Here is a 25,294-nt window from a genome sequence, read left to right as displayed (position 1 = left end):
GCAAAGAAAAGTAGGTGCCGCCCCGCACAGGGGCGACGCTTGAAGCTAGATAACGTATCGCGGATGCCAGCGAAAAGGCAAGCGCACAGGGACACAACGCGTGAAGCGAGCCAACAATCCGCGGATGCCAGCGAAACCAAAGTCCAACCCACCGCCGCTACCAGCAAAAACCCCCACCCACCCAGCGTCGCAGACAAACAAAAAACCCTTAAAGCTTCTGCGCCATCGCCAGATCAAAAATCCTGACCCACTGCCGAGCCTCGCGCTCGGACCTCACCGGTAAGCGCCACTCGGGATGCGCCGCATCCTTGACATCCAGCCTGACTTGCCAGCGCTCCCCTTCCCGCACCGGCTGTGCCTCCCGAAGATCGGCAAAAATATACGCCCCCCGCACACCGGCGACCTGCAAATCGCACAACCGCTTCCCCGCCGCGAGGCGAACCCCACCCCATTCGCCCTTGAGTTCGTGAGTCCAGTCGCCATCGCGAATATTCGCCGACACTTCCTTATGCCGACGCCACCACCATGCCAGCGCCGCAAGCACGAGCGCAGCAAAGAGGATCGCGACACCCACGGCCACGCCAAGCCCAAACTGTGCAGAGAGCGCATGAAACGCCTGCACACAGCCATAAATCAACGCAATCAGAGCAAACAGCGCAACGACAATCGGCATGACAACGTATCCAGCAATGGCAAAGCGATACCAATAACACAAACAACCAAAACAGTAATCAGATGCCGCGCAGCGTAAAAGGCAAACAGCGAACTACGCCCGCTCAAGGCTGCTTATGCGTCGCAGCCCACTCCTTGAGCGCCTGCATCGTGTTCTCGACATGCTTGTCGGGCGAAAGGCTCGTGTACTCGTAAATGATCTTGCCGTCCGGTGCAATCACATACGACACGCGGTTCGCCATCGACGCGTGCATCGGCAGCCCCGCGTCATACGCGTTGATCACCTTCGAGTCGGGATCGGCCGCAACGGGGAATTTGCTGCGGCATTCGCTGACCGAGAACTTCGTCAGCGTGTCGATGTTGTCGTGCGACACACCAATCACAGTCGCGCCGTACTTCTTGTACTCATCCACCGCTTCCGCGAATTCGTGCGCCTCGATCGTGCAGCCCTTCGTGAAAGCAGCCGGATAGAAGTACAGCACCACAGGACCCTTCTTCAACGCGTCGGCCAGCGCATACGTGTACGTCTTGCCGCCCAGCGACGCCTGCGTGGTAAAGTCCGGCGCGCTGTCGCCCGGCTTGAGCGTTGCGGACGCCGTCAACGCATACAGCGACATACTCGCGCACAGCGCAGCCGCCAGCGCGAACGGCACAATCTTCAGCTTCATGTCGAATCCTCGAATCGTAAGCGCACGATGCCCGTGCAACGCCTCGCGACGCTATGCCCTGCAACATGAAGCGTCGAGGCTCAACTTGCGCCTCATATTGGACCACGTTTGACCATTACGCGTCGTCAGCCGGACCAGCCGGATCGACGCAACGCGCAAGTCAGCCGCCCATCAATGGCAATCAGTCGCCCAGATGCGCGCCAAACCAGGCAGCCGCCGACAGATTCAACTCGGCCAGCACGATCGGCGTGAGCGCGCCGAATTCCTCCAGCGACTGGGCGCTCGCCACGGCCGCCGCATCCTGCGCCTCGCCCGCCGCTTCCGCGATGCTCAGCAGCGCACCCATCTGCCCCGCCCGCTCGACGATCGCATCGCGAATCAGCGGCGACAGATCGAGCGGATCGAGTGTGGCGTCCGGCGTCGAATCGACCAGTACATGCACCAGCGAAAACACGCCCGTCAGGAACGCAGCGTCCGCAAACGCCTCGTCGTTCGGGCGAATCCAGCGCGCCGCCAGCTCCATGAAGCGCGCCCGCGTCCCCGCCAGTTGCACGAGGGGATCGGAGCGCCACGGCAGATCGCCGCCGCCCGCGTACAGCAGCAGTTGCGCCCAGCGCGCGATCTGCCGCGTGCCCGTCGCGATGATCGCCTCGCGCAGCGACGCGATATTGCGCCCGAGCCCGAACGCGCTCGAATTGACGAGCCGCAACAGTTGCATCACGACATTCGGATTGCGCTTGAGTTCGTCTTCGAGTTCGACGATGCCCGCGTCACGCGCGAGCAGCGCGAGCAGCCGCAGCAGCGAGGTACGCGACGAGCGCGTGCGGCGCGTCGACAGCACCTGCGGCCGCGCGAAGAAATAACCCTGGAAGAGATCGAAGCCGAGATCGCGGGCAAGCGCGAAGTCTTCGCGCGTCTCGACCTTTTCCGCAATCAACGTCTTGCCGTGACCGGCAAGCGTTTTCGCGAGGCCCGGCAGTTGCGCGCGGTCCGTCTGCAGGAAATCCACCTTGACGATATCCGCGTACGGCAGCGCAGCGAGCAGGTTCGGCGACAGTTCGCATACGTCGTCGAGCGCGACCCGAAAGCCCGCGCGGCGCAGATCGGCGATGCGCGCGATGAGCCGCTCGTCGAACTGCACCGTCTCGAGAATTTCAAGCACGAAGCGCTCAGGCTCCATCAGATGCACGATGTCGTCGAACAGCAGATCGCGGCCGATGTTCACATAGCCGCGGTGCGTGCCGAGCACGGAAGGCACGCCGATGCTGCCGATCGTGCGCACCACCACCTGCGCGGTGGCCTGCGCGTCGTCGGAGACCTGCGCGTAATTTTGCGCGCTGCCGCGAAACAGCAGTTCGTAAGCGTGCAGCGCGCCGTCGCGGTCGAGAATCGGCTGACGCCCGACATAGACGAACTGCGCCGATGAGATCGCCTCGTCCTCTTCGCCTGCTTGCGCAAACGTTTGGGGTCGGCCGGCTTCGTCGTTTTGAAACGGATCAGGCATGTTTAACGGCTGCTTGGATTCGGAAAACGGCTTGCTTGCGGGGTTGCCACCTCGCGCCCCGTAAGGGGAATAACGGAGCGCGTTCGCCGCCACTTTAGCGGAATCCATCGGCGATGCACAGGCGTCCAGGGCACCCGCGAATCCTTACCATTTGTTATGGCGCTTTTTGTGTCTGAAAGCTAAAGATTCTGCCGCAAACGTCGTTATCCCGTTCTGATGGACGGCCTCGCGCCTGCCCCGATCGGTCTGCCGACGGGCATCGCCAGAACGTCCAGCCTCAAGACGAACCGGGTAGTCAGCGACACACATGGAAGCGACCAGGATCACCCCAGCCCGCCGGGGCTTGCTGCGCACGGCAATCGAGCGATTCCGCGCGGCCCGTCAGCCCGCGCGCACGACGGTCGCATCGGGCGCACCGGGCGCGGCTGGCTTGCCAGATGCTTCGCACGGGCTCGAACAGGCCGCGCACGCCGTCGACTTCCTCGCGCACGTGGCGCGCAATCTCACCTTTCTCTATGTTTCCGAGGCGAGCCTGCGCTTCATCGGCTATCACCGCGAATATCTGCAAACCGTCACGCTGCACGAACTCGTCGCGCCCGGCGACGTGGCCCGCCTCGACGCCGCGCTGCGACGCGCCAACGAAAGCGGCGCCGTCGAGAAAATCACGCTGGATCTGATCAAGTCGCTGACCTATCCCGTGCCCGTCGAGTTGCGCATTGCGCGCAACTGTCACGACGGCATCGAAGGGTATGCGATCGCGGGCTTCGACGTGTCGAGCTGGCGCGCGACGGAAGCGAGCCTCAAGCATCAACTGCATCACGACAACCTGACGGGCCTCGCGAACGTGCCCGCGCTCGTCGAGGAAATGCGTCACGCGCAGCAGAAGGCGGACGCGACGGGCAAGTCGGCCGCCCTGCTGCTGCTCGATCTCGACGACTACCAGCGCGTGAACCGCGCGCTCGGCTACGACGCCGGCGACGAAATGCTGCGCGACACCGCGCGCCGCCTGTCCAACATGACGACGCAAGGCGAAGTGATCGCGCGCATTTCCAGCGACGAGTTCGCGATCCTGCTGCCGCCCGCGCACGCGCGCGCCGACACCGCGATCGCCGCCGAAGCACTCGCGCGACGTCTGTTGACGGCGATCCAGCAACCGTACACGTTCAACCGCCAGCCGGTGCACCTGTCGGCGAGCGTCGGCATCGCGCTGTATCCCGACACGCAGCACGCGGGCGAATCCTCCGAACCCGCACCGCGCGACAGCCAGCTATTGCGCTGGGCCGATCATGCGCTGGCGCGCGCGAAAGCCGCGGGCGGCAACACGCTCGCGTTCTACGTGCCCGACGACAGCCCCGCCGACGCCGAGCGCCTGAAGCTCGAATCGGACCTGTACGACGGCGTGCGCAACGGCGAGTTCTCGCTGCATTTCCAGCCCATCACGAGCAGTCAGTCGCACGGCGTGGTCGGCGTCGAGGCGTTGATTCGCTGGCAGCATCCCGTCCACGGGCTCGTGCCGCCGTCGATGTTCATCCCGCTCGCCGAATCCGTCGGCCTCATCAACTACCTGGGCAACTGGGTGCTGAAGGCCGCGTGCATGCAGTTGATCCGCTGGGACATACAGGGCATCCGGCTGCAATACGTCGCGGTCAACGTCTCGCCGCAGCAGTTCCGCGATCCGCGCTTCAAGGAAAGCGTGCGCGAAGCGATCGCGCTCACGGGCATCGATCCGCACCGGCTCGTGTTCGAGATCACGGAAAGCCTGCTGATGCACGACCCGCAGCACGCAACCGCGTTGCTCGAAGAACTCACGGGCCTCGGCATCCGCTTCGCGGTCGACGACTTCGGCACGGGCTATTCGAGCCTCGCCTATCTGCAACGCTTCCCGCTCGCGAAACTGAAAATCGACCGGAGTTTCGTGGAGAATCTGCTAACCTCGCGCAACGATCAGGCGATCGTCAGCGCCGTGGTGGGCCTCGCGCAAACGCTCGATCTCGAACTCGTCGCCGAAGGCGTCGAAACGGAAGCGCAGCGTGAACTGCTCACCGAGATGGGCTGCGGTCACATTCAGGGCTGGCTCGTCTGCAAGGCGCTCCCATCGGAAGAACTCGCACAGCGCTTCGCATCGCGCGCGCTTCACGTGCATGGTGAAGCGTGACAGACATGACGCGTGTTGATACCAGGCACAGTTCTCGTCACGACTTGCCGCTCACTGGAACTTGTATGGCTCTTGCGGGACTCTCATGCTAAAGGCTGCGCTGCTTGACCGGCTCTGGGCTCGCATGAACGAGCGCGGCGACTTCCCGATGCTGCAGCAGTCGCTCCGCTCGACGATGGCCGCGATGAATAACGACGACCTCGATTTCAGCGCCCTCGTGCAGATCGTGCTCTCCGACTTCGCGCTGACACAGAAGGTGCTGCGTCTCGCGAATTCGGCGATGTACATGGCGTTCGGCGGCAACATCACGACGGTTTCGCGGGCACTGATGGTGCTCGGCATGGATGCCGTCGGGCATCTCGTGGTCGGACTGAAGATCGTCGATCACTTTCATCACAGTGCGCCGCGCCGCATCGACGCGAAGCTCGAACTCAACCGCACCATGCTGTCGGGCTGCGTGGCCCGCAAGCTCACCGAGCGCGGCGATCTGCGCGACGGCGAAGAGGCTGTGGTCTGCACGCTGATGCGCCAGATCGGCAAGCTGCTCGTGGTGTTCTATCTGGATGCCGAGTGGGACCATATTCGCCGCCAGATCGATACGGGCATGGGCGAGAACGAAGCCTGCGAAACCGTGCTCGGCGTGACGTTCCATGAAATCGGCCTCGAAGCGGCGTCGCGCTGGCGCTTGCCGGAGATGATCCGCGTCGGCATGACCGAGTTCGACCCGCTGCAGGACGACGAGCCGCGTCAGGTGCAGTGGCTGCGCGCGATCACGAACTACTCGACGGAAGTCGCGAACGTGCTCACGCAGCCGCATCTGCCTCAGGCGCAGCGCGACGTGCGCATCGCCGAGCTGGCGCAGCGCTACGGCCGCACGCTCAACACAGAGCCCGAAGTGCTCGTCGACATGAGCCTGACGCTCGCCGAAGAAGAGACCCGCGACGGCGTGATGCGCGAGATCTTCGAACTGCGCGCGAATGCCGATGCGATCGCGCGCGAAGCGCTCGATCCGGAGTCGTGCATCCGCGCGGGCGTCGGCGAACTGCAGGCGCTGCCGAGCGACAGCGGACTCGCACCAGCGCTGGCGATGGCGTCGGAAACAGTGCTCGCGGGTTTGCAGTTCGAGCGCACCGTCGTATTCGTGCGCCATGGCAGCGGCATCTTCAAGGCGACGATGGGCTTCGGCGCGAAGATCGAAGCCGCGCTGCCGAAGCTCAGCTTCGCAACCGCATTCGCACCCGACGTGTTCCATCTCGCGATCGCGAATTCGGTTGGCATCTTCATCGAGAATGCGCGCGATCCGAAGATGTATGCGCGCCTGCCCGACTGGTATCGCCGCGCCTTCGAAGGCGTGCATTCGTTCGTGCTGCTGCCCGTGGTGCTGGAAAACAAGTCGACGGTCGCCCTGCTCTATGGCGACTGGGCGCATCATGACGTGCGGCGCCGCATCTCGCAGCGGGAAATGGCCGCGCTCAACGAACTGGCTCGCGAGTTGGGCCGGTTCTTCGCGCATGCGCCCGTGAGCGAAGTCGAAACGCTCTAACGAAAGACGCGCCCGCTTCCATCGACCTGCGCGGCTCGTGCGTTCGAGCCGCGCGTTCTCCCGTATCAGTCCTCCAGCCGCTCCAGCCCCGTCGCCTCGGCGCTGCGGTCGGCGACGCCCGCCCATGCGGCCGAGACGAGGCCCATTTGCGCGACATCGAGCGCTTGCAAACCGTCGAGCCGCTCGCACGCGCTTTCGACGTCGGCCCACGCGCCTCGTTCGAGCGCCTCGACCACCGTCAGCAACGTGCCCAGCACGCCTTCGCGCAACAGGATCGCGTCGCGGATCGGCTTGGACAGCACCAGCACATTGAGCGTGTGTTCGAGCGAACCGCCGAACACCGAGTCGACGAACGAGAACACGCCCGTGAGAAAGGCCGCGTCGGTTTCGTCGCGCCCCGCTTCGGGCAGACGCTGGACGGCCAGTTCCATGAAGCGCGCGCGCGTTGCGGCGAGTTGCAGCAGCGGATCGTCTTCGAGCGCGACCTTGCGGCCGTCCGCGTACAGCAGCAGTTGGGTCCAGCGCGCGATGCGGTTCGTGCCCGTCGCATTGATCGCTTCGCGCAAGGTCGTGACCTTGCGGCCCATCGCGAGGCCGCTCGAATTGGCAAGACGCATCAGATGCATCACCAGCACCGGGTTCAGTTTCAGCTCGGCTTCGAGCTGCGCGACGGTCGGCTCGCCGCCGAGCAGTTGCAGCAGATTCAACAGCGCGTGGCGCGGCGCGCTGACCTTGCGCGCGGCCGCGCCCTGCGGATGCGCGAAGTAATAGCCCTGAAAGCGGTCGAAGCCGAGATCGAGCGCCTGCCCGTACACTTCCTGCGATTCGACGCCCTGCGCGATCAACAGCTTGCCCGCCGATTTCAGCACGCTCGCGAACTTGGGAAGCATGGCTTGCGGGATGCGATGCATGTCGATCTTCACGGCGTCGGCATACGGCAGCAGACGCGCGAAGGTGTCGTTGGCCTGTGCGACGTTGTCGATCACGAAGCGATAGCGGCGGCCATGCAGCTCGACGATGCGGGAGATCAGTTGATCGTCCGCGACGATGTCGGGCGGCAGTTCCAACATGAAGCGCTCGGCGGGCAGGCTGCGGATCGCGTCGTCGAACAACAGCTCGCGCGTGACGGGCAGATAGCCGGGATGATTGGCGAGCGCCGCGCGCACGTCGGGCTGCAGGATCGCGTGGATGATGGATTCGGCGCGGCGGGTTTGCGCTTCTGGCTGTTCGCCACCCGCTTCCTGATCGCCGGACCCAGCGGCGGGCGCCTCATATAGCTTGAGTTCGAACGCGCACAACATGTTGTCGCGGTTCAGGATGGGCTGACGGGCAAACGAAACGTTTGCGCGCACGGCCTGCGCAAAGCCCGGAACGTCTTCTGCCTGGCGTTCCTCAGCGACTGCGGTGGTGGTCATTCCGGTCCCCTGTCCGGCCAGCGTTCGCGCTTCGTTGCTTGCGCTGGTCCCATGCAAGTAGTTGCGGCGAAGCATCGTGCTTCGTGCTCTCGTCTGTTGAGTTTCGTACTGGCGGCTTGATCCGGCGTGCCTCGCTGCCCCCGGCATGTCGGGCCGTCTTTCCCCGTGGGCAGATTTTAGCGCACGCCGCCATGTGCAGGAGCATGAAGAAGCGAAAAAAGACTGGAAAAACAAGGGCAAAAAAACGGCCGCATGAAGCGGCCGTTCCGACGTTCGACGCCGGCGCGACAATCCGCGCCGCACGAAGCGCATTACTTCAATGTGACCTTGACGTCGAAATACTTCGCTGCGAGCTTGTCGATCGTGCCGTCGGCTTTCAGTTCCTTGAGTGCCTGGTTGACGGCGTCCTTCAGCTGTGCGTCGCCCTTGCGCAGACCGAAGCCCACGCCCGAACCGAGCAGCTTTTCATCCGACACGGCCGGGCCCGCAAATTCGAATCCTGCTCCTTGCGGCTTCTTGAGGAAGCCCTTCGAGGCCGCTTCCGCGTCCTGGAACGACGCGTCGAGACGTCCGGCGACGAGGTCGGCATAGACCTGGTCCTGGGTCTGATACGGAATCACGTCGACGCCTGCGGGCGCCCACTTCGCCTTCGCGTAGGTTTCCTGGATCGTGCCCTGCAGCACGCCGACGTGCTTGCCCTTCAGCGATGCCGCTGTCGGCTGCAGGCCGCTGCCCTTCTTCGCGATCATCTGGTTGGGAATCACGTAGATGGGATCGGTGAAGTCGATGACGGCGCGGCGCTGGTCGGTGATCGACATGTCCGAGTTGATCGCGTTGAACTTGCGGGCCTGGAGCGCGGGAATCAGACCGTCGAACGCATTCTCGACCCATACGCACTTCGCCTTGAGCTTCGCGCAGACGGCGTTGCCGATGTCGATGTCGAAGCCCTGCAACTCGCCGGCGGGCGACTTCGATTCGAACGGCGCATACGACGCCTCGACGCCGAAGCGGATTTCCTTGATCTCCGCCGCGGTTGCGGCCGTTGCCGTCGCTGCCATCAGGGTGCCCGCCACTGCGGCGAGCGCGGCCATCTTTTGCCAACTCATTTTCATCAAAGCTTTCCTCAAGAAGTGCTGGTGGGCGGAATGCCCCGCCTCGGGCGTGCCGCGATCATGGGCACGCCAAAAATACGGTTCAAACGCCGTCGTCCGGTTTGGTGCGACGCACAAGGCAACGCGAGCGCGGGATTTTACAGGGTCTTCCCCGGCGGCCCGTCGAGTGCACCGGTTTTGCATTGCGTGGTGCGCTGATCGAGATCGGTTCAAATCAGAAAAATCCTGTCGCAACGACGCAATCCTCCTTAGGAAATTCGCCGGCACACAGGAAACAGCTTGGGGTTTTGATGCGAATCTGTCGACGGATTCAGATAACCGGATGTGGGACTTGCTTGTGGCGCATCAGCCTACCCGGCGACGCAGGATGGCGCAATACGCCTTTAGTCTAATACGTAAGTTACTTCGTATTGCGTATGATATTTTCAATAAGGATTCCGACATTATATTTTTACGAAAATCGTGTCGGCACTCCACGTAATTCACGCAATTCAAGCCTCCGAGCAGACACCGCGAATCTTCGAGCATCGACTGCAATGAAACACAGCACGGCCATTCCGCTGACACCACTAGCGACCAGCTTGGGCGACGTCGACGCGCCGCCATCGGGCCCGCGCTTCAAGCGGCGTTTTCACGTCATGGCCAAGCCAACCGGGTCGGCGTGCAATCTCGATTGCACGTATTGCTTCTATCTGCACAAGGAACAGCTGCTCGACCAGCGCCGCGGTAATTTCATGAACGACCGGACGCTGGAAACGTTCATCCGTCAATACATCGAAGCGCAGGACGGCGAGCAGATCGTCTTTTCGTGGCAAGGCGGCGAGCCGACGCTCATGGGGCTCGAATTCTTTCGCAAGGTCGTCTTTCTGCAGGAGAAGTACAAGAGCGCAGCCCAGCGCATTGAAAACAACCTGCAAACCAACGGCACCGCGCTCGACGACGCGTGGTGCGCGTTTCTCAAGCAGCACGATTTTCTCGTCGGTCTGTCCATCGACGGGCCGCGCGAACTGCACGACGCCTACCGCGTGTCGCGCTCGGGCAAGCCCACGTTCGACAGGGTCATGCGGGGACTCGAATGCATCCACCGTCACGGAGTCGCCTTCAACGCGCTCGCCGTGATCAACCGGCTCAATGCGCGCAGACCGACCGACGTCTATCGCTTCCTCACGCGAGAAGTCGGCGCGACTTACCTGCAGTTCAATCCGTGCGTCGAGGCCAGGACATTCAAGCAGGTCGCGCCGCAATTCTGGGACGAGGCATCGATTCCTGTGGTCGGCACCGAAAGGGCGAAACCGGGCGCGGCGGATTCCGTCGTCACCGACTGGTCCGTCGACCCCGACGACTGGGGTTATTTCCTGAGCCGTACGTTCGACGAGTGGTATCGCGAGGATCTCGGCAGGGTGCTGGTCAACCTTTTCGAAACGGCCGTCGCGCAGACCATGGGCCTGCCCTCGCAGCTTTGCATCACCGCGCCTTTCTGCGGCAAGGGGCTCGCCATGGAGCACGATGGCCGGGTCTACTCCTGCGATCACTACGTCTACCCCGAATACGAACTCGGCGACATCTTCAGCCACCCGCTTCATCACGTTGCGTTTTCCGAGCGCCAGAAAGCCTTCGGCTTCGGCAAGAAGGACACCCTTCCGAAGTACTGCCTGCAATGTCCGCACCTGAACCTGTGCTGGGGCGAATGTCCGAAGAACCGGCTCGTACGCGCGCCGGACGGCGAGCCCGGACTCAACTATCTATGCCCGGGGATCAGGCAGTTTCACGCGCATGCGGGCCCAAGGCTGCGGCAGATCGCCCGGGGCCTCCGCGCCGGATAGCGGGACCCGCCCGTCATCCACGCGTTCAAACAGAAAGCGGATGGAAATTCGTCTGCGTCGCCTCCTGCCAACTCGTCTTCGCAGGAGATTCAAGTGCTGCACCCATAGCCAACAAGAGCAACCAATGAAAAAAAAGACCAGGCCTCTCAGACACATGCTCAAACGCAAGGCCGTCACGGCGCTGTCCGCAGCGGTATCCGGATGGCTGGCGTTGAGCCCCGTCGCGCATGCAGCGGACACGACCCGCCCGCCGAATATTCTCGTCATCTTCGGCGACGACATCGGTCAGACCAACATCAGCGCGTACGGCCAGGGTGTCGTCGGTTATCAGACACCGAACATCGACCGCCTCGCTCACGAAGGGATGATGTTCACCGACTACTACGCGGAGAACAGTTCGACGGCTGGCCGCTCGTCCTTCATCACGGGCCAGTCGCCGCTGCGCACGGGCTTGAGCAAGGTCGGCATTCCCGGCGCAACACAGGGGCTGCAGGCCTCGGATGTCACGATCGCCCAGGCGCTCAAGCCGCTCGGCTATGCGACGGGCCAGTTCGGCAAGAATCACCTGGGTGATCGCAACGAGTATCTGCCGACCGTCCACGGCTTCGATGTGTTCTACGGCAACCTCTATCATCTGAATGCGGAAGAAGAGCCGGAGCGTCCATACTGGCCCAAAGCCGATACGCCACAAGGCAAGGCCTATGCGAAGTATTTCATGCCGCGCGGCGTGCTGGACTGCAAGGCCTCGGACCATGACGATCCCACTGTCGACGCGCGCTTCGGCAAGGTCGGCAGGCAGGTCTGCACGGACACGGGCCCGCTCACGTCCAAACGCATGGAAACCATCGACGACGAGACGACGGGCCGCGCCATCGACTTCATGAAGGAGCAGGCCCGGTCGGACAAACCGTTCTTCGTCTGGATGAACACGACGCGCATGCACGTGTTCACCCACGTGCGCCCGGAGTACAAGGACAAGGGCGGGATGCCCGGCAACATGTACGCGGACGGCATGTGGGAGCACGACCAGGACGTCGGCAAGCTGCTCAAGTCACTCGACGAAATGGGCATCGCCGACAACACGATCGTCGTCTATACGACGGACAACGGCCCGAACCAGTTCACATGGCCGGACGCCGCGACGACGCCGTTCCGCAACGAGAAAGACTCTAACTACGAAGGCGCGTTCCGCGTGCCCGCGCTGGTGCGCTGGCCCGGGCACATCAAGCCGGGACAGATCTCCAATGAACTCGTTTCCGGCATGGACTGGTTCCCCACGCTGCTTGCCGCCGCGGGCGACACGGACATCAAGGAGCGCCTGCTCAAGGGTGCGAGCATCGGCGGGCGAAGCTTCAAGAACCATCTGGACGGCTACAACCAGTTGCCGTACCTCGAAGGCAAGCAGGCCAAAGGCGAGCGCAAGGAGTTCTATTACTTCGACGACGACGGCGTTCTGGTCGACATGCGTTACAACGACTGGAAGTTCGTCTATTGCGAACAGCGCGCGCCCGGCGGCTTCGCGGTATGGAACAACCCGTTGACCTGCCTGCGCGTGCCGAAGATCTTCAATCTGCGCATGGACCCGTACGAGCGCGCTGACGTCGTCTCCGACCAGTACTACGACTGGACGACCAAGAACGTCTACGTCCTGTATGGCGCGATTGCGGAGACGGCGAAGTTCCTCGACTCCTTCGTCGCGTATCCGCCCGCGCAGACGCCCGCCAGCTTCACGGTGGATGGCATCCGCGCCGGCGTCGATGCAGAGATCGCGCGCAACAACGCACGCGCCCAGGCGTTGACCAAAAAGTCCGACTGACGCGCCATTCCGTCTCGCGAGGCACACAGTTCCCGCGTGCCTCGCGGCTGACGGCGCACCAGCCCCCGATTCGCGACGCCTGCCGGCGTCGACATCATTCTTCGAAGGCTATGCCTGTGATTAGACCGATCCTGTTGATCATGCTCAGCATGGCCGCCTCAGGCTGCACGATGCCGCGATCCATTTCCGTGCTTGGCTCGTTCTTTCCGGACTGGCTGTTCTGCGCCATTGCCGGACTCGTACTCGCGCTGATCGCGCGCGGCCTGCTGATCCGGTTCGGACAGGAGCGCGCATTCGGACCGCCCGCCATGGTGCAGCCCACGTTGATGCTGCTCTTTTCGCTGCTGGTCTGGCTGGTCTTCTTTTAACGCTGCAATCTCGACAATCAGAGCCTTCCGATGGCCGTTCGCCCCAACACCTTGAAAAGCAGAAAGTGGCCCGCGCTGCTGCTGGCCGTCGTCACACTGGCCCTGCTCGCCTATGTCATCTGGCGCGTGGATACGTCGCCCGGCACCGACGACGCCTATGCCCAGGCCGACACGATCGACGTCGTGCCCGACGTGAGCGGACGCATCGTCGAAATGGCCGTCAAGGACAATCAGCGGGTCAACAAGGGCGACCTGCTGTTCCGCGTCGATCCGCGTCCGTTCGAGGATGAGCTGGCGCGTGCCAGGGCCACGCTGGTTGCACTCGACAAACAGATCGCCCTCACGCAGCGTGTCGTCACGGCGCAGCAGTACGGCGCCGATTCCGTGCATGCGCTCGTCGAGCGTGCCCGCGTAACGGCGGCGCAAACGGCGCAAACGCTGCGGCGCACGCAGCCGCTGCTGGCGCCGGGCTATGTGTCCGCAGAAGACGTCGACCGCGTCCGCACCGCGCAACGCGCGGCCGAGGCCGACCTGGTCGCCGCGCGGCTCCAGGCCCAGCAGGCCACGGCAGCCGTCACGGGCGTCGACGCGCTGGTCGCGCAACGCGACGTGGTCCTCGCCGATATCGCGCTGATGCAGTTCCGCCTCGACATGACGACAGTGCGCGCGCCGTTCGACGGCCGCGTCGTGTCGCTGAAAACCTCGGTCGGCCAGTTCGCTTCGGCGCTCAAGCCAATCTTTACGCTGATCGATACACGGAACTGGTACATCGTCGCCAACTTCCGCGAGACCGACCTGAAGAACATTCGCCCCGGCACGCCCGCGACCGTTTATCTGATGAGCGATACAGGCAAGCGCTTCAAGGGCACGGTTGATTCGATCGGCTACGGCGTGTTGCCCGACGACGGCGGCCTCGTGCTCGGCGGGCTGCCGCGCGTACAGCGCAGCATCAACTGGGTGCGGGTTGCGCAGCGCTTTCCCGTAAAGATCCGGGTCGACCAGCCCGATGCGGACCTGTTCAGGATCGGCGCGTCGGCCGTCGCGCAGCTGCATCCGCAAGCCGCCGACCAACCCCGCTCCTGAGGTCGCGATGAGCCTGGCCGACTACATGCCGGAGCCGCTGCGCGCTCTGGCGAGCTTTCTCCGCGAGGAACTGACCGAGACGCGTCCGGGGCGCGCTGCTCAGGCCACTCAATTGGGCTCGCTCTGTCTGCTCGTCGTTTTCGTGTCGATGACACTGCGCGTGCCGTTGATCGCGGTGTCGCTGATCGTGCTGTTTTACGGCGTGCAGCAGAACGCCTTTTTCACGAAGGTCGTCGCGGTCGTATTCGTCGTCGCGACCGTGCTCGACGTCGGCTGCCTGTTTCTGGTGCTCAAATACGCTTACGGTTATCCGTTGATCCGCATCGCGGCAGCCGGCCTGATTCTGTTCGGCAGCATGTATCTGATGCGGGTCAACAAGCTCGGGCTGATGTTTTTCGCGGTTGCGCTCGTGGCTGTTTACGGTCAAACCATTCCCGATTCGCTGGATTTTCCCGAGATCGGGGTACGCGCGTTGATGTGGGCGGTCGTCGCCGGCATGTATCCCGTTTTGCTCATGGTGATCGTGTGCGGGTTTCTGTTCCCGTCCCGTCCGGTCGCCCTGTTGCAGCGCGAATTGCATCGTCAGCTCTCCGAGGTATCGGCGCGTCTCGAACAGATGCGCGGCGCGGCGGCGCACATCGATGCGCCCGCGGCATCGCCTGTCACCCGCATCGAAAAGGACACGCTCGCGCTGCAAGGGCTGCACACCTTCGCCAGTTCTGACGACGCCGGCTATCGCGCGTGCGCGCCGTACTGGAAAGCGTGCATCGCCGCCGTCGGCTACCTGCGTGCGAGGACGAACGTGCTCGCGGCGCGCAGCCTCCCGCTGGGCGATGCCGGACGCGCGCTGATATGCAGACTAAGGGACGAAGTGGCAGCCTTGCAGGCGTCGGTCGAGCGTGCCGAGCCCTATCGGTGCACATGGACACCGGGCGGCACCGAACGCGCCACCGCTGCGGCGTTCGGCCTGGATGGCCCATGCCGCACCTTGCAAGAACTTGCGCGCTTCGATCCCGCGCAGCCCGCGCCCCAGGCTCCCAAAGATCCATTGTTCGTCGCCGATACCCTGACGAACCCCGTGTATTTGCGCTTTGCGCTCAAGGTGACGTTGGCCTCGTTGATCTGCTACGCGTTCTATCACGGCGCGCAGTGGGACGGCATCCATACCAGCATGCTGACCTGCGTGATCGTCGCGTATCCCAGCACGGGCGCGTCGTTCCAGAAAATGATGCTGCGCTGTAGCGGCGCACTGATCGGCGCGCTGCTCGCGTTGCTGACGACCATCTTCATCATCCCGCACCTCGACGGCATCGACGGCTTTCTGCTGATGCTCGCCCCGATATTCTTCGCGGGCGCCTGGGTGGCAACGGGCTCCGAACGTTCGTCGTACATCGGCACGCAGTTCGTGTTCACCTTCGCGATGGCCACGCTGGAAAGCGGCTTCGGTCCATCCGCCGACCTGGGCGAGATTCGCGATCGCGCAATCGGCATCCTGATTGGCATCGTTGTGTCGACCATCGTCTATACGTTCATCTGGCCCGAGAGCGAGGCGGATACGCTCCGTCAGAAACTGGCCGATGCGCTGCGCGAAGCAGCCAGGCTGATTCGCCGTTCCGAGTGCGCCGGCGGTTCCGAACAACTGGGCTACCTGCAACAGCGCGCGTTGTGCTGGAACGCGGTCAAGAACTGCGAAGACATGTACGAGCGCGTCGCACTGGAAGTCAACCTGCGACCCGAACCGCGGCAAGCCCTGTTGCAACGCACGCGCGACGTTCTGGACGGCGGCCGCAAGATGCTCGACCAGTGGGACATCCTGCGCGACAGGCTCGACGCCGAAGGCCACCCACCGGCCGTCGATACGGCATGGGACGCATGGCGCCAGCAGACTGCAGACGCCCTGGACCACTACGCCGACGGCCTGACTGCGCAGCCGCCCACGGCCGCCCCGCCCCGCTCGCTGCCCATCGCCCCATCCGCCGACGCGTCATCCACCCTCGCCGCACAGGCGCGGCAACTGGCCGCGCAGGTTGTCGAACTACCGGACTGGACCACGGAAGCTTGCAGCATCGACACAGCCGCTATGCAACCGGAAAAGCGCATTTGACATGACACACTCACTCTCTCGCTTCAGGCTCGACGTACTGATCTGCTGCGCTGCCCTGCTGTCGGGCTGCGCGTTGATCCACAACGATACGGCACCGCACGCACAGATCGCGCCCGACCAGATCCGGCTCGCCGACGACATCCATCTCGCCCACGACGGCTGGCCCGACGCGCAATGGTGGAAGCGCTACGGCGACCCGCAACTCGACGCGCTGATCCAGCGCGCGCTGGCGGGCTCACCGACTATCGCGATGGTGCGCACACGTGTGACCCAGGCGGGTTCCCAGGCGGACGTGCTGCGTGCGGGCACGGGCTTGCAAATGGCTGCGTTCGCGCTCATCAACGAGCAACGCGCATCGGCGAATGGTTTTCTGGGCCCTTATGCGCTGAATCTGCCGCGTCTCGGCATCACGGGTCCCTGGTACACGGAAGGCGCGCTCGGGGTGGTCGCCGATCTCAATATCGACTTGTGGGGCATGCATCGGTCCGCCGTCGAAGCCGCGCTGGGCGTGCAAAACGCGCGGGTCGCCGAAACAGCCGCCGCCGAACTGGATATTTCGGCGGGCCTCGCACAGCTTTACTACAGCATGCAGACCACGTATCAGATGCTCGACCTGCTGCAACAAACGCGGGATACGCTCGACTACGCGGTCGACGCGCATCGGAGCAAGGTTCAGCGTGGGCTGGAAGCGAACACGCCATTGCTCGGCGCGCGTGCACAGGTGCTGGCCGTCGACCGTCAGATCGTCGCCGCGCAAGGACAGGTCAAGGCGTTGCGCGAATCCATGCGGGCGCTGATCGGCGCGGGGCCTGACGATCTGAACATCCAACCCGTGCCGTTGCCGCAAGTGGACGCAAGCCTGCCCCACACGCTCCAATACGACCTGCTCGCCCGGCGCGCCGATCTTCAGGCTCTGCGCTGGTACGTGCAATCGTCGTTCAGCCAGATCGATGCCGCCAAGGCCGCTTTCTATCCCAGTCTGGACATCAAGGCGTTGATCGGTCTCGACTCGCTTCACCTCGACAAGCTGTTTCGCAGCGCCAGCCAGCAGATCAACCTGATACCGGGTCTGTACCTGCCGATCTTCGACGGCGGGCGTCTGAACGCCAATCTGCACGGCACGCGCGCCGCCAGCGACATGTTGATCGAACAGTACAATCAGGCAGTGCTGAACGCCGTGCGCGACGTTGCCGTCAGCAGCAGCCGTCTGCAGGCACTCGACGACGAGCGAGCACTTCAAATGGAAAAGGTCGACGCAACCCGCTTCGCGCAGAAATCAGCCGAGGCGCACTACGAGCGTGGTCTCGTGAGCCGTCAGATCGCCACTGAGACACGCTTGCCCGTGCTGGCTGAACAGATGGCGCTCTTGCTGCTCGACGGCCAGCGGCTTGCGCAAGGTATCGAGTTGACCAAGGCGCTGGGAGGCGGTTATACGCGCGACACCGCCAAACCGTGAGCTTCGCGCCCGTTCCGGCTACGCGAGTTGCGAATGCGTTTGATCCGTCGTCTCGACAACCAGCAGCCCCGCCCGCAATCCGGGTTTCACTGTCGCGTTCGGAAACACGATGCGCTCTTCGTCATGGCGCACGACATAGCGATAATCGCCATCGCGCGCTAGAATCGTATCGCGTGTGAATGCGGTGAAATTGGCCACATCTTTCGCGAGCAGCAACTCGAATGCATCGCTTTGCTTGGTGATCTGATCGACGACGGTGAAGACACGCGGCAGCGGCAAGGAAGCGTCGCCGGGCTCGCCGGCAATCAGCTGGCGCAGCGCGGCATCGGCGGCGGCAAACCGCGCAAGATCGTTCTGCCCGAAGGGGCGAACCTTCCCTAGCTCCAGCGTGCAGGCATCCGCACCGCAAACCTCGGCGGTGAAATGCGAGTACGTGTTGCCTTTGGTGGTATGCAACAGCACCGCCGCGATCCGCGCATCGCGCAACCATTCGAACATCGCGCGCGACAACGGCGCACCCGTATGCGGCAGCAGCGCGAACTGTTCGAACACGGACGCGCGAATCGCCGTGTGCAAATCGACGTGCCATCGCGCGCCAGGCGCATCGGATGCCTCGGCGAAGAACTGCTGCGCAATGCGCTCCAGCGCCACCGCGCGCGGCGCCTCGTGACTCGCGGACAATTGCGCGTGACGTCCGCTGAACAGCCGGTTCAGATCGTCGTCGATATAACGGCACGATTCGCGCATTGCCTGCACGTTGCCGAGAATCACCAGCAAGCGGCAAGCGAGCGGCACCTGTCCGTGCGCGATATCGCGCACCATAAACGACAGCAGTTCGATCGGCGCCGTCTCGTCGCCATGAATGCCCGCTGACGCCAGCACGCTGCGGCCATCGCCGTCGACAGGCGCGCCGGGCTCGAACTGCAGCACGCCATCGTCGATCCATCTCCAACGCACGCCCTTCGCGCACACGCCTTCGCGCGCCTCGTCGGCGGGCCGATCTCCGGCCAGCGTGAACGCGAGGAAATCGTCGAGTATCGCCGGCACGGACGGATCAGCGCTGGAAGTCATACAGCGAACCCAGACCGAGAATCTGCGTCAACTCATCCAGTGCCGTGCGCGATTCGACCAGCAATTTCGGATCGGCGAGATCGGTCGGCGCGAGGCGATCGCGATAGTGCGTGTCGATCCAGCTATCGAGACGCGTGAAAAGCTTGTCGTCGATCCACACGCCCGGCGTGACCGCAGCGCGCTCCGCCTCGTTCAGCACGACCCGCAAGCGCAGGCATGCCGGGCCGCCGCCGTTTTTCATGCTCTCGCGCAGATCGAACACCAGCACGTCGTCGATGGGCGCCGTGCTGGCGACCAGTTCGTCGAGATAAGCCGCCACGCGCGGATTCTCACGGGACTCCTGCGGCACGACCAGCACCTGCTTGCTGCTGGTTCCGTCGTTGAGCAGCAGCAACTGGCTGTTGAACAGATACGACGACACGGCATCGGCGACGCTCACCTGCGCGTCGGGCACTTCGATCACGTTGAACTCGCCGTTGAGCTTCGAGAGCTTCGAACGCAGTTCGTCGTACACGGCCTTCTGCTCGACGAACGCAAGCTGATGGCAAAACAGCGTGCGCGCATTGCCGACCGCGATCACGTCGTTATGGAACACGCCAGCATCGATGACTTCGGGCGTCTGTTGCGCGTACACGGTCGCGTCGTCGGCAAGGCCGTGACGGTGTGCAACCGCGCGGCTCGCCTCGAACGTCTGGCGCGCGGGATAGCGCTTCGGCTCCGGCCCGCGCCGGTATTCGCTGCGTCCGTATACGAAGAACTCGACGCCCTTCGCGCCATATTCCGCGCAGAAACGCGTGTGGTTGGCCGCGCCTTCGTCGCCGAGCGCGGGCGTGCCGGGCAATGCCTCGTGCACGACGAAGCGCGACGGGTCCGCGAAAATCGCGCGCAGCGTGCGGCGCGTCGCTTCATGCTCGATCGCGCGATGCAGCTTGCTGGTCAGGTTCGCGGGCGTGAAATGCACGCGGCCGTCTTGCGTATCCGCCGAAGGGCTGACCGTCGCGGCATTCGCCGTCCACATCGCCGATGCGGAACTCGCTGCCGCGAGCAGTTCCGGCGCATTCTTCGCGACGCGCTCGATCACGCTCGCGTCGTCGCCGGAAAAGCCGAGCTCGCGCAACAGGCGGATCGACGGCCGCTCCTGCGGCGGCAGCACGCCTTGCCTGAAACCGAGGTCCGCGAGCTGCTTCATCTTGCGCAGGCCCTGCTTGGCAGCGGCCTTCGGATTCGCGATGGACTTCTCGTTGTTCTGCGACGCGACGTTACCGAACGACAGCCCCGCGTAGTTGTGGGTCGGTCCAACAAGTCCGTCGAAATTGGCTTCAGTGGCTTGCATCGTCGATCCTTAGAAATGAAGACCCGGCGACACGCTCGCGGGCATTTGCAGTTGCGCGCTTTCGACGGAGGCCATCGGGTATGCGCAGTAATCGGCCGCGTAGTACGCGCTCGGCCGGTTGTTGCCCGAGCGGCCCGTGCCGCCGAACGGCGCCGCCGAAGAAGCGCCGTTGGTGGGCCGGTTCCAGTTCACGATGCCGGCGCGGATCGCGCGCTGGAAGTGCGTCCACAGCGCTTCGTCGTCGGCGAGCAGGCCGGCTGACAAACCGAACTCCGTGTCGTTCGCACCCGAGATCGCGTCATCGAACGAGCCGTAACGGACGATCTGCGCAAGCGGACCGAAGTGCTCTTCGTCGGGCAGGTTGCTCACGTTCGTGACGTCGAGAATGGCGGGCGAAACGAAACCGTGCTTCGGATCGCGCTGCTCCATCTTCAGCAAAGGCTTTGCGCCGTCCGCGATCAGCCGCGACTGCGCTTCGACCAGACGCGCCGCCGCACGCGCCGAAATCACCGCGCCCATGTACGGCTGCGGGTCGGCGTTGTACTCACCGACCGCAATGCGCGAACTCACTTCGACGAGACGCGCGAGGAACTGGTCGCCGAACGCATCGTTCGGCACGAAGATGCGGCGCGCGCACGTGCAACGCTGCCCGGCCGACAGAAACGCCGATTGAATAGTGTGATGCACGGCGGCATCGAGATCGGCGACGGGCGCGACCACGAGCGGATTGTTGCCGCCCATTTCCAGCGCGAGCACGATCTCGGGACGGCCGCCGAACTGCTTGTGCAGCAGCGTGCCCGTGTCGGAACTGCCCGTGAAAAACAGCCCGTCGATCTGCCGGTGATTCGCGAGCGCCACGCCCGTGTCCTTCTCGCCCTGCACGAGGTTCAGCACGCCAGCGGGCAGGCCCGCGTCGCGCCATACTTCGACGGTCGCGCGCGCGACGCCTGGCGCAAGCTCCGAGGGCTTGAACACGACCGCGTTGCCCGCGATCAGCGCCGGCACGATATGTCCGTTCGGCAGGTGTCCGGGAAAGTTGTACGGCCCGAACACGGCCACGACGCCATGCGGACGGTGCCGCAGCACCGCCGTGCCGTCGGCCATCGCGGCGCGCCGCTCGCCCGTGCGCTCGTTGTACGACTGGACCGAGATATCGACCTTGGCCGCCATCGACGCGACTTCCGTGCGCGCTTCCCACAACGGCTTGCCCGTCTCGCGGCCGATCGCCTCGCCGATCGTTTCCTTGCGCTCGTTGATCAACGCAGCGAAGCGGCGCACCACGGCGACGCGCTCGTCGAGACTCACGGCCGACCACAACGCGAACGCACGGCGCGCGCTCATCACGGCGCGATCGACATCTTCCGCCGACGCGCTGTTGCCTTCCCACACCGTCGCGCCCGTGCCCGGGTTGCGCGATGCGAATGCGTGTCCTGTGCCGGCGACCCATTCGCCGTCGATGAAAAGCTCGCTCATGTCAGTCCTTATTTCTGTTTCAGGGGCAGCACGCGCACCGGCTCGCCTGCCTTCACGTTCAATGCCGCCGCTTCGTCCGCCGTCAGACGGAACACGCCGTTATCGACGACGCCCGCCGCCACGCCCGTGCGGAAATCGTCCAGTGACGTATTCGACACGAGCGAACGCGGTCCGCCCTCCTGCGCGGCGACGGCAGCAATCTCGACGGGCACGACGACGCTCTCGCGCACCGTGCGCAGATCGGCAACGTGGCATTCGAGCACGGGGCCCGCGTCGAAAATATCGACGTGGTTCTCATAACGCAGCCCTTCCGCTTCGAGCATCTTGCGGGCAGGCAGCGTGTCGCTATGCGTGAGGCCGATGGCCTGCTGCGCTTCGTCGGGCAGCAGTTCGACGTACACGGGAAAACGCGGCATCAGCTCGGCCAGAAACGACTTGCGGCCGTGCGAGCTGAGATAGTCGGCGGCGTTGAAGTCGATCTGATAGAAATGCGAGCCCACTGCGCGCCAGAACGGCGACGTGCCGTCCGCATCGAAATGGCCGCGCAGTTCCGCGCAGATACGCTGCGGAAAGCGCTCGCGAAACTGCGCGATGAACATGAAGCGCGAGCGCGACAGCAAGCCGCCCACGCCATGCGCGCGATAACGCGGGCTGAGAAACAGCGAGCACACTTCCGCGTAGCCCGTCAGGTCGTGCGAGATGTTGAGCGCGCGCATGCGCGTCCAGATGCCGAGATCCTGCGACGCATGCACGACCGTGCTCACACGATAGTTGTAGAACGGCTGCTCGAGTCCCACCGCCGTTTCGATCCCGCAGACGCCGGCGATGTCCTTCGTCTGCGAATCCTCCATCACGAAGAAGTAGCCCTTTTCGTGCGGCGCGGCCTTGTCCTCGATCGTGCGGCGCGCGCGCTCGATGCGCGCGGCGAGCGCATCGCGATCCGGCTTGAAGGTCGTGAGACCGGGGCCCGTCTCCTGAGCGAGCGCGACGAGCGCGTCCACATCGCCCGTTTGCACGACGCGAACGACGATCATTGTGCTTCTCCCGTGGTATGTGTCGGTTCCTGCTGATGCAACGGCACGCAGCGCACCGTATCGCCGTCCTGCACGTCGAGCGCATGACGCGCGGCAGCCGGCAGCGGCGCGCCGCCGTCCGTCTGCGCGGGCAGATCGGCGAGCACGCAGCGGAATTCGCCCGGCTTGTTGCTGGCGATCAGATACGTCGCGCCCTGTTGCGCCGATGCTTCGCGCACGGTACGCGTTTCGTTGCGTTTCACACACGCGCTGCGTTCTATTTGTGCCGTCAGCACGGGGCCCGCATCGAAGATATCGACGTAGCGGTCCGTTTCGAAGCCCTCTTCCATGTGGATGTCGTAGGCGAGCAGCGCCTTTTCGTCGGGCTCGCCGAGCACGCGCTGCGCGGCTTCGGGCAACAGCGGCACATAGATCGGATAGCTCGGCATCACTTCGGCGATGAACGTGCTGCTGCGGCCGCCCGACTGCACTTCGATATCGGCGAAGTTGCGGCCGAAAAACTTGCGGCCCACGGCTTCCCAGAAGGGCGACACGCCCGTATCGTCGGTCACGCCGAGCAGCAGCGAGAACACTTCGGACGTGAAGCGCTTGCGGTTCGCGGCGATGTACATCATCCGCGCGCGCGACATCAGATGCGCGGCGGCGTCGCCGCGCATCGCGGGGTCGATATAGAAACCGGCGAGACGGCTTTTGCCCGTCAGTTCATGCGACATCGTCAGCGCATGAATCTTGCGGTTCACATGCAGTTCGCGCGACGCATGAATGAGGGCATCGTTGCGGAACACATAGAACGGCTCCGAATAGCCCGCTGCCGCGACGATGCTCGACGTGCCGTGCAGCTTGCCCGTCTCGCTGTCTTCCAGCACGAAGAGATAGAACTCTTCGCCCGGAAAATCGACTTCCGCGCGAAACGAGTCTTCCGACAACGCGACGCGCGCCTCCAGCGCGCGCCGGTCGTGCGGCAACGAGTGCAGCACGGGCTGCGCGGTGCGCGCCATCTGTTGCAACGCGTCGAGATCGGCCAGGCGGCCAGGGCGGACGAAGAGCATCGTGGTCTCGTGTAATGTGGCTTGACGGATTACTTCGCGAGCGCCGTTGCGCCGACGACTTCCTCGATCGCCTTTTCGAAGCGCGCGAGACCTTCGTTCAGGTCGTCGACGGGGATGATCAGCGACGGCGCGAAGCGCAGCACATCGGGGCCTGCCATCAGCATGATGACGCCATGCTTGCCGGCTGCCGTGACGAAATCTTTCGCGCGGCCCTTGAAGGCGTCCGTGAGTTCCATGCCGAGCAGCAGCCCCTTGCCGCGCACGTCTTTGAAGATGCCGAAGCGTTCGTTCATCTTCGCGAGCGTCGCCTTGAACTGTTCGCTGCGCGAGCGCACGCCTTCCAGCAGTTTCGGGTCGCTGACGAGATCGACCACCTTCAGCGCGATCGCTGTCGCGAGCGGATTGCCGCCGTAGGTGGTGCCGTGCACGCCGACCTTGAAGTGGGCGGCGAGTTCGTTGGTGGTCAGCATGGCGCCGATCGGGAAGCCGTTGCCGAGCGCCTTCGCGGTGGTCAGGATGTCGGGCGTGACGCCCGTGTCCTGATATGCATAGAAGAAGCCCGTACGGCCGACACCCGTTTGCACTTCGTCGAAAATCAGCAGTGCGCCGTGCTGGTCGCAGGCTTCGCGCAGCGCCTTCAGGAACGCGGGATCGGCGGGGATCACGCCGCCTTCGCCCTGCACCGGCTCGACGATGACTGCGCAGGTTTTCGGGCCGATCGCGGCGCGCGCCGCTTCGATATCGTTGTAAGGCAGGTGCCTGATGCCGGCGGGCACGGGGCCGAAGCCTTCCGAGTACTTCGGCTGGCCGCCGACGCTGACCGTGAAGAACGTGCGGCCGTGGAACGACTGGGTGAACGAGACGATTTCGTCCTTCTGCGCGCCGTGGCGGTCGAAGGCGACGCGGCGGGCGAGTTTCAGGGCGGCTTCATTGGCTTCCGCGCCAGAGTTCGCGAAAAACGCGCGGTCAGCGAAGGTCAGTTCTTCGAGGCGTTTTGCGAGACGCAGGACGGGTTCGTTCGTGTAACCGTTACCGATGTGCCACAGTTTGGCGCCCTGATCGTGCAGAACCTTCAGCAGTTCGGGATGCGCGTGGCCCAGCGCCGTGACGGCGATGCCGCCGGCGAAGTCGATGTAGTCCTTGCCTTGCGTGTCCCATACGCGGGAACCGGCGCCGCGGTCCGGTACGAAGGACGCGGGCGCGAAGACGGGGACCATGACTTCGTCGAAAGTCTGGCGGGTGACATTTTGGTCGTGCATGGCGGGGCCTCGGGGTTTGGTCGCTGTAACGGTACCTAGTTTAGGTGACGGTGGGCGGGGCGTCTTGCGTGGAAGCGACGGGTTCTTTTTTTATGTCTGCGACGCTGGGTGGGGTTGGTTTTTTTGTTGCCTTGCGGCGGTGGGTGGTTTGCTGGTTTTTTTGCTCGCGGCGCGGGGCGGGGCACGGGTGGTTTTTTGGTTGTTCCAACGCTTGCGCTGGCGTCCGCGTGTTGCTTTCGTGCTTCACGCTCCTGTGCGTTTGCCTTGGCGCGCCTTAGCGCTGGCATCCGCGATACGTTAGCTCGCCTCACGCGTCGCCCCTGTGCGGGGCGGCACCTACTTTTCTTTGCCGCCGC

General features: G+C 64.0%; 19 protein-coding genes. 8 read left to right on the top strand and 11 right to left on the bottom strand.

Annotated features, from left to right (window positions below):
• Positions 1-208: 208 nt before the first annotated feature.
• The 3 genes from KFO72_RS34645 to KFO72_RS34635 form a co-directional block, all read right to left on the bottom strand.
• Entirely contained in the window at positions 209-673 is a 465-nt protein-coding gene (locus tag KFO72_RS34645; RefSeq protein ID WP_054930225.1) for a hypothetical protein, read from the bottom strand.
• Positions 674-776: 103 nt separating this feature from the next.
• Complete coding sequence (locus tag KFO72_RS34640) at positions 777-1,340, bottom strand: peroxiredoxin (protein WP_054930224.1); 564 nt, start codon at positions 1,338-1,340, stop codon at positions 777-779.
• Positions 1,341-1,521: 181 nt separating this feature from the next.
• Positions 1,522-2,844 carry an EAL and HDOD domain-containing protein gene (locus KFO72_RS34635; protein WP_060600354.1) on the bottom strand — a complete coding sequence of 441 codons (1,323 nt, stop codon included), beginning with the start codon at positions 2,842-2,844 and terminating at the stop codon, positions 1,522-1,524.
• Positions 2,845-3,151: 307 nt separating this feature from the next.
• On the opposite strand from KFO72_RS34635, the gene KFO72_RS34630 reads away from it, so the two are divergent.
• Together KFO72_RS34630 and KFO72_RS34625 are read left to right on the top strand one after the other, a co-directional pair.
• Positions 3,152-4,999: a putative bifunctional diguanylate cyclase/phosphodiesterase gene (locus tag KFO72_RS34630; protein ID WP_054930222.1), complete on the top strand. Its 1,848-nt coding sequence runs from the start codon at positions 3,152-3,154 to the stop codon at positions 4,997-4,999.
• 85 nt (positions 5,000-5,084) lie between these two features.
• Positions 5,085-6,542, top strand: coding sequence for an HDOD domain-containing protein (locus KFO72_RS34625; RefSeq protein ID WP_054930221.1), 1,458 nt, complete (start codon positions 5,085-5,087; stop codon positions 6,540-6,542).
• A 65-nt stretch (positions 6,543-6,607) separates the two neighbouring features.
• Here the strand turns inward: KFO72_RS34625 and KFO72_RS34620 are convergent, their stop codons facing one another.
• On the bottom strand, positions 6,608-7,957 hold the full coding sequence (locus tag KFO72_RS34620; protein ID WP_225033980.1) for an EAL and HDOD domain-containing protein: 1,350 nt from the start codon (positions 7,955-7,957) through the stop codon (positions 6,608-6,610).
• Between the two features lie 311 nt (positions 7,958-8,268).
• A complete protein-coding gene (locus KFO72_RS34615; protein ID WP_054930219.1) occupies positions 8,269-9,069 on the bottom strand; it encodes an ABC transporter substrate-binding protein in 801 nt (266 codons plus the stop codon).
• Between the two features lie 536 nt (positions 9,070-9,605).
• Between KFO72_RS34615 and KFO72_RS34610 the strand changes: the two genes are divergently transcribed.
• The 6 genes from KFO72_RS34610 (at position 9,606) to KFO72_RS34585 (ending at position 17,719) form a co-directional block, all read left to right on the top strand.
• Positions 9,606-10,892 (top strand): anaerobic sulfatase maturase, encoded by a 1,287-nt coding sequence (locus KFO72_RS34610; RefSeq protein WP_225033979.1) that lies wholly within the window; start codon positions 9,606-9,608, stop codon positions 10,890-10,892.
• A gap of 154 nt (positions 10,893-11,046) precedes the next feature.
• Entirely contained in the window at positions 11,047-12,708 is a 1,662-nt protein-coding gene (locus KFO72_RS34605) for an arylsulfatase (RefSeq protein WP_176052646.1), read from the top strand.
• A 110-nt stretch (positions 12,709-12,818) separates the two neighbouring features.
• Entirely contained in the window at positions 12,819-13,076 is a 258-nt protein-coding gene (locus KFO72_RS34600; protein WP_225033978.1) for a YtcA family lipoprotein, read from the top strand.
• A 30-nt stretch (positions 13,077-13,106) separates the two neighbouring features.
• Entirely contained in the window at positions 13,107-14,159 is a 1,053-nt protein-coding gene (gene mdtN, locus KFO72_RS34595) for a multidrug transporter subunit MdtN (protein ID WP_224100465.1), read from the top strand.
• A 7-nt stretch (positions 14,160-14,166) separates the two neighbouring features.
• Positions 14,167-16,263: an FUSC family protein gene (locus tag KFO72_RS34590; protein ID WP_225033977.1), complete on the top strand. Its 2,097-nt coding sequence runs from the start codon at positions 14,167-14,169 to the stop codon at positions 16,261-16,263.
• 1 nt (position 16,264) lies between these two features.
• Positions 16,265-17,719 carry an MdtP family multidrug efflux transporter outer membrane subunit gene (locus tag KFO72_RS34585; RefSeq protein ID WP_225033976.1) on the top strand — a complete coding sequence of 485 codons (1,455 nt, stop codon included), beginning with the start codon at positions 16,265-16,267 and terminating at the stop codon, positions 17,717-17,719.
• An 18-nt stretch (positions 17,720-17,737) separates the two neighbouring features.
• Here the strand turns inward: KFO72_RS34585 and astE are convergent, their stop codons facing one another.
• From astE to KFO72_RS34555, 6 genes are read right to left on the bottom strand one after another with little or no spacing between them, the layout of a single operon-like run.
• Positions 17,738-18,790 (bottom strand): succinylglutamate desuccinylase, encoded by a 1,053-nt coding sequence (gene astE / locus KFO72_RS34580; RefSeq protein ID WP_225033975.1) that lies wholly within the window; start codon positions 18,788-18,790, stop codon positions 17,738-17,740.
• Positions 18,774-20,123, bottom strand: a complete 1,350-nt coding sequence (gene astB / locus KFO72_RS34575; RefSeq protein WP_224100461.1) for an N-succinylarginine dihydrolase — start codon at positions 20,121-20,123, stop codon at positions 18,774-18,776. Before astB ends, astE begins: the two co-directional genes overlap by 17 nt.
• 9 nt (positions 20,124-20,132) lie before the next feature.
• Entirely contained in the window at positions 20,133-21,596 is a 1,464-nt protein-coding gene (gene astD / locus KFO72_RS34570) for a succinylglutamate-semialdehyde dehydrogenase (RefSeq protein WP_225033974.1), read from the bottom strand.
• Positions 21,597-21,604: 8 nt separating this feature from the next.
• On the bottom strand, positions 21,605-22,630 hold the full coding sequence (gene astA / locus KFO72_RS34565) for an arginine N-succinyltransferase (RefSeq protein WP_054930210.1): 1,026 nt from the start codon (positions 22,628-22,630) through the stop codon (positions 21,605-21,607).
• Positions 22,627-23,679 carry an arginine/ornithine succinyltransferase subunit alpha gene (gene aruF, locus KFO72_RS34560; protein WP_036004502.1) on the bottom strand — a complete coding sequence of 351 codons (1,053 nt, stop codon included), beginning with the start codon at positions 23,677-23,679 and terminating at the stop codon, positions 22,627-22,629. Before aruF ends, astA begins: the two co-directional genes overlap by 4 nt.
• Before the next feature lie 29 nt (positions 23,680-23,708).
• Positions 23,709-24,938, bottom strand: coding sequence for an aspartate aminotransferase family protein (locus KFO72_RS34555; protein WP_225033973.1), 1,230 nt, complete (start codon positions 24,936-24,938; stop codon positions 23,709-23,711).
• Between the last annotated feature and the right edge of the window lie 356 nt (positions 24,939-25,294).

Origin of the sequence: Paraburkholderia sp. XV, assembly GCF_020177535.1 — a bacterium.
Lineage (GTDB): Bacteria > Pseudomonadota > Gammaproteobacteria > Burkholderiales > Burkholderiaceae > Paraburkholderia > Paraburkholderia caribensis.
The sequence above is the reverse complement of the archived record's forward strand: the minus strand, read 5'-3'. Positions and strand labels throughout refer to the sequence as shown.